This is a genomic window from Lysinibacillus pakistanensis, from assembly GCF_030123245.1.
GTDB lineage: Bacteria > Bacillota > Bacilli > Bacillales_A > Planococcaceae > Lysinibacillus > Lysinibacillus pakistanensis.
This window is the reverse complement of record NZ_CP126101.1, coordinates 4121695-4137145: the sequence shown is the minus strand read 5'-3', so window position 1 is coordinate 4137145 and position 15451 is coordinate 4121695. Positions and strand designations below refer to the sequence as shown.

The following is a 15451-nucleotide window of genomic DNA, read 5'->3' as shown; positions in this document are numbered from 1 at the left end:
TAATGAATTCTCCTCTAATCTATTAAGTGAATAATCTGTTTTATATAGGGTGATTTATCATTAAAATAGTGTTGTAATAATGATTTAGCTTTTTTTGTATAATATTTTGCTAAAATAGAGCAGTAGTCAATAGCTCCTGTTTGATATATATACTCTCTAATTGTAGTTAAATGCTTTGTAGCTACATCTTGACTACGGATTAATTGTAGCTGTTTCAATAACCAACCATGATCATATGTATTACTATGCTGTACTGCTTTAATTAAAGGAAGTGTAGCTTTTTGGTGAAGTAAATCACTTTTATGATCAGCAAAAATATCGCGTATATCATTTTGAAGTTGTGCGCCGTAACCAATATAAATAGCGATTTCTTGCAAAATAGGAGATGGAACAGTTGAACTATGTAATTCAAATATAAGTTGTAGAAATGAACAAGACTTTTGTTGGACAATATGAAAATACTGCTCCTCTGTTGCTGCTGGATGTTCCATAGTAAGATGGAAATCTAGCCATTGCCCATTACCAGCAGTGCGTAAATAGTGGTGAATAATAGCAAATCGATCTGTTGTAGAGGAAGCAGTATTTGGCATTAGCAAATGCAATGCCTCCACTAGTAATAAATTTCCAATCATTAATAATTGGTGTTTGGCAATAGGAGTGTCTAAACTGTTGTCATGATCTATAACATCGTCAAATAAATCTGTAGCCAACATTAATAATTCAATCCCAGCAGCTTGTTTCATTTTTGTAGTATGCGATACCTCAGTTTCAGTTAAGAGAGAGAATACATAGTAAGAAAATTCTCCCCAAGTAAAATCCTCTTTATTTTGACTAAATATTTTCCCACTTTGATGTAATAATTGTAAAGTAAGCTTTTGGATATCATACTCTAAGCCACTGGTAAGTAAGATATCTTTAATAATAAGTTGAATAGTAGTACGCATATCTATTTCCAACCTGGTGAGCCTATATCCATCTTTCCATCACGTTGTAATGCTAATAATTGAACTACCTCTGGCTCTAGTACTGATTCTGCGTAGATCCAATCCTCTATAGTAAGCTCCTTTTTTTTCTTAAATAATTGAATAACTTCCCATAATTGTCCATTCATTTTAGGTAAATCTCCTTAATAATTAAATTTATTCCAGTTTCTATAATACTACAAAAAAGAATAATAGTAAAATATTATATTTATATCAAATATTGTTAAATAGGTATATTCCGCTAGAAAATGGCGGAATATACGGATATATTTACCAAAAAGGGTTTGGTATATTATAGACATGCAAAATAACATTGTAGTTGCATCATTGTTAGTTTATTTTTGGTAGAAATAGTTATATAAGTTTTGAGATATAACTAAAAACAAGAAAAATAAATACTCAGGTGGTGAAAATATGAAATATACAATTAATAATTCAGTGAAATTAACCATCATCGAGGGAGAAAGTGTACTACTCAATGTTGATGATGGTAAATATTATGGTGTTGACGAGGTAGGTACGGAAATTTTGAATTTACTGGAAAATAATGAGCATATTTCTAATATAGTTAATAAGATTGCACGTATATATAATGTTGAAGAGACAAAAGTTGCTATAGACGTAAAAAAGTTTATTACAAAATTAAATCAATTGAAGTTGGTACATGTGCATGAGTAGGGTTATTAATAGATTTTTAGTATATAAAACTGTTTTAAGTTTTAATAGAAACTTAAAAAAATATGGATTTAGTTATGTTAATGAAGAGTATTTAATTAAAGACACATTACCTCCATTAAGGGATTTAACGGAAATTGACTTAGATTATATAAAAGAAATACTAAAAATGGTAGAAGATACATGCTTACTCTTTTTTAATGAAGCAAGGTGTTTACATCGATCAGTGAGTGCTTATCATATATTTAGAAAAAAACAATTACCTATTGATTTAGTTATAGGTGTCAGTAAGAAACCTTTTATATCACATGCATGGCTAGAATTTAATGGTCAAGTAATAAATGATGCACCGGAGTTTGTGGAAAAATTGAGTGTTCAATTTAATACTTTTAATTTAAGAAGGGAGTGATTAAATTGGGGAAATTTTCAGGAATTATTAATCTCAATAATGAATCTATTCCTAAAGATAAAATTTTACAAATCTGGAGTAGAGAACTTTTTAACGATACCATTGAAATGGACAAATCCTTCTTGATAGGCTTAAACAATCATAATGATGTAGTAGGAAATGAAGAAAGTATCTATAATGACAAAGATTTATTAGTAATTGCTGATTTACGTATCGACAACCTCGATGGATTAAAAGAGAACCTAAAATGTATCCAGAGTAAGAGTTTAGAAATAATATTACATAGTTATAAGAAGTGGGGAATAGATTTTTTAAAATATATAAATGGAGAGTTTGCAATTTTTATATTTGATAAACAAAGAAATCTATGTTTTCTTGCAAGGGATTCTTTTGGGCTGAAATCTTTATTTTATATGAAAGAAGGTCATAACTTATTCTTTTCAACTGAATTGAAGTTTCTAGAAATGTTGCAGGAGACAACTAGTTTTAACAAAGAGTACTTTATCGACTATATTTATAATCAAGCTACACCTCCGAATATACAAACTCCTTTTAATAATATTTTTAGGGTGGAAAAAGCAACCTATCTTGAAATCTCAAAAGAGAAATTGATAAAGAATGTATACTGGGAATTACTTTATAAACCAATTAATTATAAAAGAAGTTCTGATTATGTGGAACATTTTAGGGATATTTTTAGCAAAGTCATTCTTAACCAAAGTAATACATACGGTAAAGTTTCTATTATGATGAGTGGTGGATTAGATTCCACGTCGATATATGGTATAGCAAAACAGTTAAGAGGCGAAGAAGTATTCCCTGTATCTAACGTCTACGATATATATAAGGAAGATGATGAAAGACCCTATATAAAACTGATATTAGATCAGTATGGGGAAAAAAATCATAAATTTATTATAAGTGACGAACTATGGATACTAAAAAATTATTTTCAACATAAGATATTAGATGAACCTTGTATAAATACATTGAGTTATAGTTTAGTTCATGAGAATCTAAAAGCAGCTAAAAACGGTGGTGCGACTGTCGTGTTATCTGGCTATGCTGGGGATCAAGTTTTTGGCTACAATCCTGAGTATATTTCAAATGATTTAAGAAATTTAAACATCATAGGTTTTTTTAACGAATCTAAAAAACTAGCTCGCTTTAGAAATGAAACTCTTATCTACGTAATTAGAAATTATGGAATTAAAGGTCTTTTTAACACAGATGAAAAATCACCAGTGTTAAGTGAATATGCTAATAATTTTATTTTAAGTAAGAAAAATAAAAAAATTTTTAAATCAAAAATAAATAATAGTTTTAAATATATACAAAGAAGCCAAGGCTTCACAATGACTCGATCGATAGCTGAATCATTAGGAATGGAAGTAAGATTTCCTTTTCTAGACAGGGAACTTGTAGAGTTTTTGTATAATATTCCAATTCATCAAAAAATAAACAACGCTACTACTAAAGTTCTACTACGAAACTCAATGAGGGGAATTGTTCCAGACCCAATTCTTGATCAACAAGGAAAGTCCTCTGATGACCTATTGCTCTTTCAAGGTTTTAAGATCGAGTGGGATACTATTGCTAAAGCATATAGAGGTAGTTTATTAGCTGAGTTAGGAATAATTAACCTAGAGGATTTTAAAAACCAAATGTTAATGTACAAGCATGGAGTATTGAGTAAAGGTATGGATTATTTTGCTACATTAGAAGCAGAGCTATGGTTAAAAAGAAAAGTAGGTGATGTGAGTTGTCCATCGTTGCAATATTAACTATTACAATATTTTTACTAACTTTAATATATTCAATACGTACATACTATAGAAGTGCTACTTTCGTTAATGGGAGAACACCGTTACCAAGCACTTATAAGGATAAACTAAATGATAATTTTAACGGTATTCTAATATTTTATGACGAAATGACAAATATAAAATTAATAAATTTTTTGTCAAACAAAATAAAGAAGTTTAATTCTTCTATATTAATAAATGTATTAGATGAGAGAGAGCCGATACAAACTAATGAACTAATTAAAGTATATCAAGTTAAAAGTACGCCAACAGCCTTTATTATAGAAAATGGAGTAGTTAAGAAAAGTATAAATGCAAATGAAAAGATATTGTCAGTAAAAGAACTCGAAGATTTTATTCAGAGTTAATACTCCAATACAAAAGAAGGATGGTCTAGAATGTTTATATTTATAATTGGAGCAATTATTGGTCTTATTTTTATAAAAAGTAGCATTGGTAAAATAAAGAACCCTTTTGCGTTTAGAAAAGTATTATCAGGTTATAATCTCTTTTTTTTAAAGAAAATTTTTATTGTTCCAGTTATTCTTATCGGTCCTTTAGAGTTATTAATTGGTTTGACACTGTTATTGAGAATAGATGATATTTATAATTACATGGTGTATTTTGCAATTTTTTTACAAATTATTTTCTTATTAATGATGCTATTTAATTATAATCGCACTCTACCATTTGGCTGTGGTTGCTTTGGATTACATGCACCAGAAAAAATTACAAAAAAGAAAATTATCATAAATCTAACAATGCTCTTTGCTTGCTCAATTATAGTAGTAACAATTTGAGGGGATTCTGATGAATAAATATAATTTCACATGGAAAAGAGTTTTGAAACTAGTTAATAAAAAATGGATATTATTTGTGATTTTGTTAACTGTATTAATTAATGCAGCTATCGCTCCCTTATCACCTGTTATCGTAATGGAATTAATTGATAATGGTTTTAGCGGAAATGGTGAATATTCATTTTTTTCGTTAGTTCTTATGTTACTGGGGATTGGTATTCTACAAATTTTTGTTATTGGTTCTCAAAGTTTAGCAATGATCTCTTTAACTTCAACAATAACAAAAAATGTAAGAGAAAACTTACATTCAAAGTTACAAGAGCAACCAATTAGCTTTTTTACAGAAACTAAAATGGGTGAAATGATTGCACGTTTAAATGAAGAAGCCAATTCAATTGGAGATACAGCAATAAAACCATTTGTCTATACTTTACAGACAATTTTATCTCTCTTAGCAACAATAGTTGTTATGTATTCATTGAACTGGAAATTAACTACAATTATATTACTGATAATTCCAATATTATTTATTCCATTGCCATTTATAGGGAAATTCGCTTATAAATTTAGTAAAAAGTTAGTTGAGTCAATAACAGAATTAAATAATTATATCCATAAAAATCTAAATATTAATGGTGTACTTTTAAATAAAATTTATGGGCGTAGAAAAGAAATAAATCAAGAATTTTATGAACAGATTACTGCGGTCAAAGATCTAACTATGAAACAATCTTATGTTGCAATAGGCTATGATAACTTTTTTATGCTGGCTACAACATTAGCTCCATTACTAGTATATTGGTTCGGAAGACCTGGAGGAGCTTTAGAAATTACCGCTGGTACAGCGATAGCCTTTACTGGCTATATTGCATCACTATTTAATCCAATTCAACAAATTGGACAGTTAAGTATCACTTTGCAACAAAGTAAATATGTATTCGAAAGATTTTTCGAATATATAGATTTACCCTCGTACCAATCAGACGAAGATGGTATAAAAAATATGCAAGGAAACAAAATCTTAATTAATAATGTCTGTTTTTCATATGAAGAAGGGACTCCTACATTGAAAAATATTTCTATCGAGATAAATGAGAAAGAAAAAGTAGGTATTGTGGGTCCTAGTGGTTCTGGTAAAACGACCTTGGGCTATTTATTAGCAAGATTGTATTTACCAGACAGCGGAAATATCTCAATCGGAAGTATAAATATAAACAATTATGATACCAATTATTATCATAAGAATGTTGGTATGATAGTTCAAGAGCCATATATTCTTAATGCTAGTATTTGGGAAAATTTAAAAATTGCTAATAAAGAAGCTACTGAGAATGAAATAATAACAGCAACTAAAAATACATTTATACATGATAAAATAATGTCTTTACCCGAAGGATACAACACTGTCGTAGGAGAAAGAGGTTATAAATTGTCGGGAGGAGAAAAACAGAGACTTGCAATTGCGAGAGTTTTTTTACAAAATCCTAAAGTTATTATTTTAGATGAAGCTACATCCGCACTTGATACTAAGACAGAGCATTTCCTACAAGTTGCGTTAACTAAATTGACTAAAGATAGGACGGTAATTACTATCGCACATAGAATAACTACATTAAAAGATTGTGACACTATTTATGTATTAAAAGATGGTGAAATTGTTGAAAGAGGTAAATATGAAACACTATTGACTGATAAAGAAAGTGAATTCAATAAAATTTATGCCTAATTGGGAGTGAGTTTTAATAATGGGGTTTTTTAAATATATTACGATTATATCATTAATTATTTTAATTTTGTCAACTTCCTTATTTATACGAGAAAAGCAAATTGAAATTGCAATTCATGATCAATTTGTAGAATCTTTACAGACCGAGCGAGAAAGTAATGGTGAACTAGAATCATCTGATGATTCCTTTGAACAATCGAGTGCAGAGGTAGATGATAATGTTCTTGAACAATTGAGTGTTGACAAAGATAATAAAAACCTTTTCTTAGTAGTAACAGCTTTCTCAACTTTATTATTAACATTATTTAGTGGCTCTATGTGGTATAGAACTCGAAAAAGGAAGGCTTAAATGTGGTAAAAAAAATAACATTAGTACTTAGTATATCCCTACTAATTATAACAGGTTTCTATTATTGTGTTATTAATCCAACTATTGAAGTATATAGTGAAGGTGACCTAATAAAAGATGATTATATATTGAATTCAGATGTTGGCATTGTAAATGGGAAGGAAATGGCGGAGAATAAATTAATTGTATATTCTGATTATAATTGTATAGCCTGTAAAGATTTCCACAATATGTTGACTGAAAATGACGAAATAACAAAACTAATTGAGAGCGGATTTATTAGTATTACTTATAAGGATTTAGGAACATCAAAACATAATAGCAAAAATGCTGCAAAAGCAGCTTTAGCAGCCCATGATCAAGGAGCATATACATCAATGCAAGAAATTTTATTTTCAAATGAAGATTGGTTAAAGGATATTGATGAAAGCATCTTTTATCATTATGCAGCACAGTTGAATCTAGATATAGATGAATTTGATAAAAGTTTTGATAGTAAAAAAATAGATAAAGAATTAAAAAATATTAAAGATGAATTTGATTCGTTAGGCGCTATAGGTACTCCAATTCTAATATATAATGAAAGGATTTACAATGGGGCGCCAAAAGATATTGAAAATTTTTTAACTATACTTAACGCAGATAACTAACTTGTGTCTGATGCCAAAAATGGCTTTATATATAATAAAATAATAAAAACTCAGGAGGTAGAATGGAATGAATTATACAAAACCAACAATTATTGAATTTGGAAATGCAGAAAATGTGATTAAAGGATGCGCAGGCTGGGGTACTGAGAGTCTAGTTTTTAACAGTTCAGATTCACAATATCGATGGATTTACAGCGGGGGTGGAAAATTGTGTATTTGTACAAGTTTAGATGGTACTAAATGTAAACCGCAACTTTAATAATAATAAAATTCTGAATATTTAATATAGTGTATCAGACAAACTATAAAATTGAAGCGAGGTAATGGTAATGACAAAATATACTGAACCAACATTAGTTGAATATGGACAAGCTACTAACTTAATTCAAGGATGTGGAGGCTGGGGCCTTGAAGGCCTAGGCTTTAATGATTCAGATAGACAATATAGATATGTTAGTACAGATAAAGTAGAGAATGTTTGTATTTGCACAACATTAGCTGGAAATGGAAGATGTTAATATAATTCGTTACCGAAGAGTATTTTTACTCTTCGGTATTTATTGCATCAATAGGAGGTAATGAAATGAAGCCTAATCTCCGAATTAGTTTTTTTATAATTGGTCTATTAATTTCTTTATATTTATTAGTAAGTTATTCAGTTTATAAAGGTATATTAATATGTCCTAATGATGGATGTGATGAGGTAGCTATGAGTCCATACTCAAAGATAATAGGAATTCCTGTTCCTTTAATAGGTGTATTTGGTTACCTTGCTTTGATAAATTTAAGTATATTTAAAATAGAACGTTTTTTAACTATGACGTTAATTTTAGCTTTTTTGTTTTCATCATATTTAATGATTATTTCCATATTTATTATTAAAACACTTTGTTTTTGGTGTTTGTTGTCTTTTCTGATTATTTTAATTACCTTGCTTTTACAAGTAAAAGATAAGATTAAACGTATTAATAAAAAAGGTTTTATTGATGAACAGATAAGTTAATATCGTTTTAATATATTTATACTTAAACCTGCAGATAATCAATAACTTGGGGGTTTTAGCATGTCAGTCTTAAAAGTAAAATGTATATCAAAAACGTACGGTGAGGAAAATAATAAAGTTAAAGCATTAGATGAGGTAGATTTGAATGTGGGTAAGGGAGAATTTGTTGCCATTATGGGTACAAGTGGTTCAGGGAAATCGACCTTACTTAATATGATATCAGGATTAGATTCTGTAGACAAAGGCGAGGTACTAATTAGCGATGAAAATATAAATAATTATAATGATGCTAAATTAACACAACTAAGGCGTGAAAAAATAGGGTTTGTTTTTCAATTTTTCAATCTAATACCAGTTTTGACAGTGTTAGAGAATGTTACTATGCCTGCATTACTAACAAATAGTAAAAAGGAAGAAGTGAATAATAAAGCGATAGAACTTTTAAAATTAGTAGGTTTAGGTTCGTATATTCATACCAAGCCCTCACTGTTATCTGGAGGGCAGCAACAGCGAGTAGCTATCGCAAGAGCTTTAATTAATGAACCTGAATTGATTTTAGCAGACGAGCCTACTGGTAGTCTTGATTCAAAAACTTCTAAAGATATGATGAATATTTTACGTCAATTCTGTGAGGAACTAGGGCACACGTTAATAGTAGTAACGCATGATGCAAATGTAGCAGCTTACGCCGATAAAGTAGTTTTTATGCATGATGGTAAAATCTGTGATACTTTAAATTTAAAACATTCAGGTTTGAAGGATAATGAAGTAGTTAGAGTAATAGCCTCTAAGATTGAGGGGTTAAGTTTATGAGTTTATTAGTTAAAGCAGCTATTAATTTTTTATTAAGTCATAAGGGTAGAAATGCGTTTTTAATTTTAGGTATTTCTTTAGGCGTTGCTCTTATCGTAATTGTACAAATATTACTTGGTAGTTTACAAGAATCAAATGAAACAACTATAAGTGATATACATGGTGATTATGACTTAGTAGTTGGTTATCAAGATGGTCATAAATCATTGACTAATAAAGAACTTAATACGATAACGGATATGGAGGAAGTAGAAACAGTAACTCCATTTCTTTATCCATATTTAAATAAAGAAGAAGAGTACGACATGTGGGGTGAACCAATTTATGTTGGTTTTAATAATGACGAGCTGGCATATGAATATCCGTTTGTATCCATAGCAGAAGGACATTTTCCGAAAGCAGGAGAAGTTGTAGTTTCTCCCACGTATGCTACCTTAAAGAACTTGCAAATTGGTTCAGTTATAGAAATGAATTTTCCACCCTATGGAAAAGAAAAAGTGGTAGTATCCGGATTTAGCGAAGGTGATGAAGGCTTATCCAATATGGTTATTTTTGATTTTCACTGGCTTCAGGAGGCCACTTTGAATGTAGGAAAAACAACGGCATTAATTGTTAAGTTAGACGACATTAAAAAGAAAGCTGATGTTGTTCAACAATTGAAAAAGCTTAATCAAGATTTCTTTATCGATCAACGATTAGAGGTTGATAACCAACGTAATAATATTGGAGGATTGGGACCTTTTGTTCAGGGACTCAATATTGCAATTTACTTGGTGAGTGCATTAATCCTCATTAGTACGATGAGAATGTCTATTCAGGAAAAACAAAAGGATCTTGCAACTTTACGTCTTTTAGGTTTTGGAAGAAAACACATTATGTTTTTAGTTCTAATTGAAACATTGATTCTAGGCCTAGTATCTTTAATAGTAGGAATTATTCTTGGTATTTCCATCCCGTTTTTCACACTTGATCTTTTCTTAGGGCTTATGAATGTCCCAAATGCTGGTATTGTATTGCCGTATCAAGATATATTACTTAGTTTAGGAATTTTTACTATAGTTATCTTTTTATCTTCTCTCATTCCAGGATATATGGCAAGCTTGTCTTCACCAATTATTATTTATAGAGGTGTGAAAAGCACTCAAGATATTACTAAAAGGTATATCATAATTAGTTCATTGTATGTTGTATTAATAACTATAATATTTGCTTGTAACCAGTGGTATTGGCAATCACGAATTATGTATGTTATTAATGCTGTTTTATTTATAGTATTATCATTTATTACTATTCCTTTAATGTTTGTTTTATTTGAGAAAGTAATAAGCTATTTAGATAGAAAGGTAAAGGTTAGAGCAGAAATCTTATTAGCTACCAAAAATTTACTGAGGCAATTGGGGAGAAATGTACAAATATCTGTTATTTTTACTTTAGGAATTATCATAACTATTATAGGAATGGTGGTCTTAACAACTGTTAAGGAGTACACAACTAATACGATTATGAGTACTTATCCAAATGACTTAAAAGTAGTGTCTATTAAGTCCCAAGTGGAAGAGGGTTTCCCTTTTTCCTTTTATGAACTTGTTAATGAAACGCCTAATATTGAGGCATTTTTCTACACAAATGAGAAAGTATTCGAAACAATAAATCTACCTTTAAAACAAGGTGTACAAGATGAGATATTAATAAGTATTAGCGGAATTAATTTACAATACAGTTTGGATAGAAACGAGGTTAAGGTTAAAGATGAAATAAGTCTGGAAGAAGATTTAAGTCCTAATGGAGTAATGATAACAGAGGATACATCAAAGAAATTGGGGTATCAATTAGGAGATGTAATAGAGGGTGAAAACTTTGGAAATATAGATGGAGATGATAAGAGAGATTTTATTGTGGAAGGTATTATAACTAATTCAAAACATATTAGTGATGAATACAAAATATTTACTTCTAAAAAAATAATGGGTGATATGTTTGATGTTAATACACTTTATAGTGTAGAAATGAATATAGAGTCAGAAACGGATCAAGCAGAAACAATAGAAGAGATACAATCACTTATCCAAGAACCACAGTATACCAATACAATTCTATATAATAGGGCAGAAGAACTGAATGAATTAGAAGAACAATTCTTACAGCGTTTTTTTATTTTATATTTAGCAGTTGGGCTAATCATTATATTTACCATTATAGGTCTAATGAACAGCACAGCTAGCAGTATTAAGGAAAGAATACAAGAATTAAGTATGCTACGTGTGCTTGGTTATACAAAAGGAAGGCTATTCTCTCTTTTAGTATTAGAGGGGGCACTTTTGACAGGCTCTGTTGGTGTACTTTCAGTGATTCTATCAACTCTTTCAGCTTATAACCTATTATTAGGCATGAATGCTGAGACTATTATTATCACACCAAATCTATTGCTAGGATTGATAATTAGTTCTCCAATCGTAGGAGTTATTGCAGTGCTTTTCCCAGCTATTTGGGTTATAAAAAGAAATGTATTAGAAGGTATTCGTTAGAATTTGAACGAGACTAAAAGAGCAATAGAAATTTGCATATTTCTTTGTAGCTGTTATTCTGATTGCAGAAGCCAAGTGTATTTTTCCAACACTATTAGAACCTAAAAAAAGATATTTTCATTGTTATCAATAAAGCGTAATGTCGTAAAGCCTCGAATCTGCTAAGGATTTATCAAAGGCTAAGAATCGAATTTAAAGTTTGTGAGCTTAACTAAATAAAGTAGCTACTCTAGTGATTTCAGAAGTTACTGGTAGTTTGCTGCTACATCATGTGTGAAGTCCTACTTGAGGTGTTCACTTTTACAAGCTGATACTTGATACGACAAGAGTTCCTTATTTTTCCGCTGGTAGCGAAAGAAAGGAGCTTTTTTCTTGTTATAACCTGAATATAGGTATCTTTCCTGAACTTTGATAGAAAAAAAGATTCACCCGTTTTATTATTAGTTCTCCATGAATTGATATAACAATTCCTAGATTAATTCCCTAGATAGGCATAAACTTCACTTGTGTTTCTACTTTTCAATTAGATGAGATTTTTCGGCAATACATGGACATACTTTAAAGTGCAAAGGGAGCGAAGTGACTGTTTATCTTACTATGCTAGTTACAAACATTTGGTTCGATTATGAAAAAAATGTAATTACGATACATTTTTAATTTGGATGATTGAGCATTAACAGAATAAACTTTCATCGTTTTATTCTTACTTAAAGCATATTGGAAAGGATTCAATAGCCTTTCATACTTCATGACAAATGCCATGTTGGAGGGTCATGTCAATTGATAATAAAGTGATGGGGAAAACCCATAATGATTCCTCCTCCGATGTTTGTGTGGTAACTAACATGTTACACGAGGTCGTTATGGGCTCTTTTATTTTAGAGGTGTTGCGCTTAATATGACAATTCATTAAATGGAGTATTCCTCAGGAATAAACACCTTTAATTGTTTCGGCTTTACAAATACTTGGTCGCCCACTTTCAGTTGAAGAAGATGATATTGTTCTTTTGATAACTCGGCCTCTAAAAATTCACCAATATCCTCACGCCGTAACTCAATTTGTACAATTGGGCCAAGCAAATGAATGTGACTTATTTTGACAGGAACTGTACCTGTAACAGCCGTTTTTTCAATTTGAATATCATGTGGGCGAACGTAGCCAATAGCATCATCCTGGGTGTGTGCATGTGAGTCCGGTACATCAATAGCAAATTCACCATGTGTTAATTTACCATTATGTAAGCGTCCTTTAAAAATATTTACATTGCCTAAAAAATCATAAACAAATGGGCTTTTAGGGTTTGTATAAACCTCATCTGGACTACCAATTTGCTCAATTTGGCCATTGTTCATCACAACAATACGATCTGCTACATCTAGCGCCTCCTCTTGATCATGTGTGACAAATATACTTGTAATGTGGAAATCATCATGAAGTTTTCGTAACCATCTACGTAACTCTTTTCTTACTTTAGCATCTAGTGCACCAAAGGGTTCATCTAATAAAAGTACTTTTGGCTCCACAGCAAGTGCTCTAGCCAGTGCCACACGCTGACGTTGTCCACCTGAAAGCTGTGTGGGTAAACGCTCAGCGAAATTTTCCAGTTTAACAAGGCGTAATAGCTCCATCACTTTTTCTTTAATTTCTGATTTTGAGGGCCTTGTTTTACGAGGACGTACTTTAAGACCATAGGCAACATTATCAAATACGGTCATATGTCGAAAAAGGGCATAATGCTGGAACACAAAGCCTACATTTCGTTCCTTAGGCTGACGGTCTGTAATTGCTTGATCGTCAAATAAAATTTCCCCAACATCGGAGGTCTCCAGACCAGCAATTACACGTAGTAAAGAAGTTTTCCCTGAACCAGATGGACCAAGAAGGGCAACGAGTTCACCGGATTGAATATGGAGGGAAATATCCTGTAAAGCTTGAAAGGAACCAAACTTTTTTGAAACGTTTTTTATTTGAATGCTCATAACGGCAGTGCCTCCTTTAAACAGATTTCGATTTCCAAGCAATAATATCTTTCACGATTAGTGTAATGATGGCAATGACGCTCATTAGTGAAGCAACGGCAAAGGCTGCCGCAAATTGGTACTCATTATATAAAATTTCAATATGAAGCGGCATTGTATTCGTCATCCCTCGTATATGACCTGAAACAACAGAAACTGCACCAAACTCACCGATTGCTCGAGCATTACATAAAATAAGCCCGTATAATAAGCCCCATTTGATATTTGGTAATGTCACATGCCAAAATGTTTTAAAGCCACCTGCGCCAAGTGAAATAGAAGCCTCCTCCTCAGAGGTTCCCTGTGTCTGCATAAGAGGAATGAGTTCCCTTGCGACAAAGGGCAACGTAACAAAAATGGTAGCAAGCACAATCCCAGGAAGCGCAAAAACAATCTTAATATCATTTTCAAAGAGCCATTCACCAAATAGACCCTGTGAACCAAATAACAAGATAAATATCAAGCCCGCGATAACAGGGGATACAGCAAAAGGGAGGTCGACAATTGTTAGTAATAAATTTTTCCCTTTGAAATTAAATTTCGTTAATGTCCAGGCAGCCATAATACCAAAAATTGCGTTTAATGGGACGGCAATCACTACAACGGTTAAAGTTAATTTGATGGCTGCTAATGCATCTGGGTGTGTGATAGCTGCCATATACACGTCTATGCCTTTTTGAAAGGCACTAATGAAAATAGATACTAGTGGCAAAACAATAAAAAACCCTAAAAAAGCTAGTGCAAAAAATGTCAACGTATATCGTACGAAGTGGGGTTCTTGTAAGGCTGAAGACCTCGCTATGGCTTTATTTTTTTCAGGAGCAGCTTGCTGAATAACTGTAGATTGTTCCATATATACCTCCTACTGTACAAAGCGACGATTTGCTAGCCATTGTATGATATTTATGCTAAATAAGAGAATGAACGATGTAATGAGCATGACTAATGCTATGGCTGTAGCACCAGCGTAATCATATTGTTCTAGCTTTGTCATAATAATTAACGGTGTAATTTCAGTTTTCATCGGCATATTTCCAGCGATAAAAACAACCGAACCATACTCTCCTAGCGCTCGGGCAAAAGCTAGTGAAAAGCCTGTCAAAATGGCAGGAGCAAGCTCGGGTAAAATGACTTTTCCAAAGGTTTGTAAGCGTGTTGCACCAAGACTTGCAGAGGCCTCCTCAACCTCCGCACTAATATTCTGCAAAACAGGTTGGACTGTACGCACGACAAATGGTAGCCCAATAAATGTTAGGGCGATGATAATACCAAGCGGTGTAAAAGCAATTTTGAAATTGAAAAATTGACCAATCCAGCCATTGGGTGCATAAAGTGATGTTAAGGCTATTCCTGCTACAGCAGTTGGTAAAGCGAACGGTAAATCAACAAGTCCGTCAATAATGCGTTTAAAGGGAAATTGGTAGCGCACAAGCACCCAAGCAATAATGGTGCCAAAAACAACATTCAGTAAACCAGCAGCGAGCGCAGTGCTGAAGCTTACTTTATAAGAAGCAACAGCTCGAGGAGCAGTCACAATATCAACAAACTCTGCCCAGCTTAAGGATAGTGTATGAATAAGAATCGTAGAAAGCGGCAATAAAACTAGCAAGCTAACATAGAGCATGGTGTAACCAAGTGAAAGATGGAAGCCCGGAATGATGCGACGCTTTTTATTAACCGTTAAACTAGTCATA

At 31.8% G+C, this 15451-nt stretch carries 18 protein-coding genes; 13 read left to right on the top strand and 5 right to left on the bottom strand.

Features of this window, described 5'->3' with window-relative positions:
- Nucleotides 1–14 precede the first annotated feature (14 nt).
- Together QNH24_RS20700 and QNH24_RS20695 are read right to left on the bottom strand one after the other, a co-directional pair.
- Nucleotides 15–944: a polyprenyl synthetase family protein gene (locus QNH24_RS20700; protein ID WP_283869330.1), complete on the bottom strand. Its 930-nt coding sequence runs from the start codon at nucleotides 942–944 to the stop codon at nucleotides 15–17.
- A 2-nt stretch (nucleotides 945–946) separates the two neighbouring features.
- Entirely contained in the window at nucleotides 947–1111 is a 165-nt protein-coding gene (locus QNH24_RS20695; protein WP_283869329.1) for a hypothetical protein, read from the bottom strand.
- 286 nt (nucleotides 1112–1397) lie between these two features.
- Between QNH24_RS20695 and QNH24_RS20690 the strand changes: the two genes are divergently transcribed.
- From QNH24_RS20690 to QNH24_RS20630, 13 genes are all read left to right on the top strand, one after another.
- Nucleotides 1398–1661, top strand: a complete 264-nt coding sequence (locus QNH24_RS20690; protein WP_283869328.1) for a PqqD family protein — start codon at nucleotides 1398–1400, stop codon at nucleotides 1659–1661.
- Nucleotides 1654–2067, top strand: coding sequence for a lasso peptide biosynthesis B2 protein (locus QNH24_RS20685; protein WP_283869327.1), 414 nt, complete (start codon nucleotides 1654–1656; stop codon nucleotides 2065–2067). Before QNH24_RS20690 ends, QNH24_RS20685 begins: the two co-directional genes overlap by 8 nt.
- Nucleotides 2068–2072: 5 nt before the next feature.
- The gene (locus tag QNH24_RS20680) at nucleotides 2073–3851 is read left to right on the top strand and encodes an asparagine synthetase B family protein (RefSeq protein ID WP_283869326.1); all 1779 of its coding nucleotides are present in this window, start codon (nucleotides 2073–2075) and stop codon (nucleotides 3849–3851) included.
- On the top strand, nucleotides 3830–4240 hold the full coding sequence (locus tag QNH24_RS20675; protein ID WP_283869325.1) for a hypothetical protein: 411 nt from the start codon (nucleotides 3830–3832) through the stop codon (nucleotides 4238–4240). The genes QNH24_RS20680 and QNH24_RS20675 overlap by 22 nt, the downstream gene beginning before the upstream one ends.
- Nucleotides 4241–4270: 30 nt before the next feature.
- A complete protein-coding gene (locus QNH24_RS20670; protein ID WP_283869324.1) occupies nucleotides 4271–4672 on the top strand; it encodes a MauE/DoxX family redox-associated membrane protein in 402 nt (133 codons plus the stop codon).
- 10 nt (nucleotides 4673–4682) lie between these two features.
- Nucleotides 4683–6398, top strand: a complete 1716-nt coding sequence (locus QNH24_RS20665; protein ID WP_283869323.1) for an ABC transporter ATP-binding protein — start codon at nucleotides 4683–4685, stop codon at nucleotides 6396–6398.
- Nucleotides 6399–6417: 19 nt separating this feature from the next.
- Complete coding sequence (locus QNH24_RS20660; protein WP_283869322.1) at nucleotides 6418–6747, top strand: hypothetical protein; 330 nt, start codon at nucleotides 6418–6420, stop codon at nucleotides 6745–6747.
- 2 nt (nucleotides 6748–6749) lie between these two features.
- The gene (locus tag QNH24_RS20655; protein ID WP_283869321.1) at nucleotides 6750–7397 is read left to right on the top strand and encodes a DsbA family protein; all 648 of its coding nucleotides are present in this window, start codon (nucleotides 6750–6752) and stop codon (nucleotides 7395–7397) included.
- A gap of 67 nt (nucleotides 7398–7464) precedes the next feature.
- Nucleotides 7465–7656 carry a hypothetical protein gene (locus QNH24_RS20650; protein WP_283869320.1) on the top strand — a complete coding sequence of 64 codons (192 nt, stop codon included), beginning with the start codon at nucleotides 7465–7467 and terminating at the stop codon, nucleotides 7654–7656.
- 70 nt (nucleotides 7657–7726) lie between these two features.
- On the top strand, nucleotides 7727–7915 hold the full coding sequence (locus QNH24_RS20645) for a hypothetical protein (protein ID WP_283869319.1): 189 nt from the start codon (nucleotides 7727–7729) through the stop codon (nucleotides 7913–7915).
- Between the two features lie 65 nt (nucleotides 7916–7980).
- Complete coding sequence (locus tag QNH24_RS20640; RefSeq protein ID WP_283869318.1) at nucleotides 7981–8400, top strand: vitamin K epoxide reductase family protein; 420 nt, start codon at nucleotides 7981–7983, stop codon at nucleotides 8398–8400.
- A gap of 60 nt (nucleotides 8401–8460) precedes the next feature.
- Complete coding sequence (locus tag QNH24_RS20635; protein ID WP_283869317.1) at nucleotides 8461–9213, top strand: ABC transporter ATP-binding protein; 753 nt, start codon at nucleotides 8461–8463, stop codon at nucleotides 9211–9213.
- Nucleotides 9210–11738 (top strand): FtsX-like permease family protein, encoded by a 2529-nt coding sequence (locus QNH24_RS20630; protein WP_283869316.1) that lies wholly within the window; start codon nucleotides 9210–9212, stop codon nucleotides 11736–11738. Before QNH24_RS20635 ends, QNH24_RS20630 begins: the two co-directional genes overlap by 4 nt.
- Before the next feature lie 909 nt (nucleotides 11739–12647).
- Here the strand turns inward: QNH24_RS20630 and QNH24_RS20625 are convergent.
- From QNH24_RS20625 to cysT, 3 genes are read right to left on the bottom strand one after another with little or no spacing between them, the layout of a single operon-like run.
- Nucleotides 12648–13718: a sulfate/molybdate ABC transporter ATP-binding protein gene (locus QNH24_RS20625; RefSeq protein ID WP_283869315.1), complete on the bottom strand. Its 1071-nt coding sequence runs from the start codon at nucleotides 13716–13718 to the stop codon at nucleotides 12648–12650.
- A gap of 16 nt (nucleotides 13719–13734) precedes the next feature.
- A complete protein-coding gene (gene cysW / locus QNH24_RS20620) occupies nucleotides 13735–14610 on the bottom strand; it encodes a sulfate ABC transporter permease subunit CysW (protein WP_283869314.1) in 876 nt (291 codons plus the stop codon).
- A 9-nt stretch (nucleotides 14611–14619) separates the two neighbouring features.
- Nucleotides 14620–15450 (bottom strand): sulfate ABC transporter permease subunit CysT, encoded by an 831-nt coding sequence (gene cysT / locus QNH24_RS20615; RefSeq protein ID WP_283869313.1) that lies wholly within the window; start codon nucleotides 15448–15450, stop codon nucleotides 14620–14622.
- Between the last annotated feature and the right edge of the window lies 1 nt (nucleotide 15451).

Bases quoted from the DNA above. Each gene is read 5' to 3' on its own strand.
- QNH24_RS20700 (WP_283869330.1), bottom strand. From the start codon at position 944: ATGCGTACTACTATTCAACTTATTATTAAAGATATCTTACTTACCAGT.
- QNH24_RS20695 (WP_283869329.1), bottom strand. From the start codon at position 1,111: ATGAATGGACAATTATGGGAAGTTATTCAATTATTTAAGAAAAAAAAG.
- QNH24_RS20690 (WP_283869328.1), top strand. From the start codon at position 1,398: ATGAAATATACAATTAATAATTCAGTGAAATTAACCATCATCGAGGGA.
- QNH24_RS20685 (WP_283869327.1), top strand. From the start codon at position 1,654: ATGAGTAGGGTTATTAATAGATTTTTAGTATATAAAACTGTTTTAAGT.
- QNH24_RS20670 (WP_283869324.1), top strand. From the start codon at position 4,271: ATGTTTATATTTATAATTGGAGCAATTATTGGTCTTATTTTTATAAAA.
- QNH24_RS20665 (WP_283869323.1), top strand. From the start codon at position 4,683: ATGAATAAATATAATTTCACATGGAAAAGAGTTTTGAAACTAGTTAAT.
- QNH24_RS20660 (WP_283869322.1), top strand. From the start codon at position 6,418: ATGGGGTTTTTTAAATATATTACGATTATATCATTAATTATTTTAATT.
- QNH24_RS20650 (WP_283869320.1), top strand. From the start codon at position 7,465: ATGAATTATACAAAACCAACAATTATTGAATTTGGAAATGCAGAAAAT.
- QNH24_RS20645 (WP_283869319.1), top strand. From the start codon at position 7,727: ATGACAAAATATACTGAACCAACATTAGTTGAATATGGACAAGCTACT.
- QNH24_RS20640 (WP_283869318.1), top strand. From the start codon at position 7,981: ATGAAGCCTAATCTCCGAATTAGTTTTTTTATAATTGGTCTATTAATT.
- QNH24_RS20635 (WP_283869317.1), top strand. From the start codon at position 8,461: ATGTCAGTCTTAAAAGTAAAATGTATATCAAAAACGTACGGTGAGGAA.
- QNH24_RS20630 (WP_283869316.1), top strand. From the start codon at position 9,210: ATGAGTTTATTAGTTAAAGCAGCTATTAATTTTTTATTAAGTCATAAG.
- QNH24_RS20625 (WP_283869315.1), bottom strand. From the start codon at position 13,718: ATGAGCATTCAAATAAAAAACGTTTCAAAAAAGTTTGGTTCCTTTCAA.
- cysW (WP_283869314.1), bottom strand. From the start codon at position 14,610: ATGGAACAATCTACAGTTATTCAGCAAGCTGCTCCTGAAAAAAATAAA.
- cysT (WP_283869313.1), bottom strand. From the start codon at position 15,450: ATGACTAGTTTAACGGTTAATAAAAAGCGTCGCATCATTCCGGGCTTC.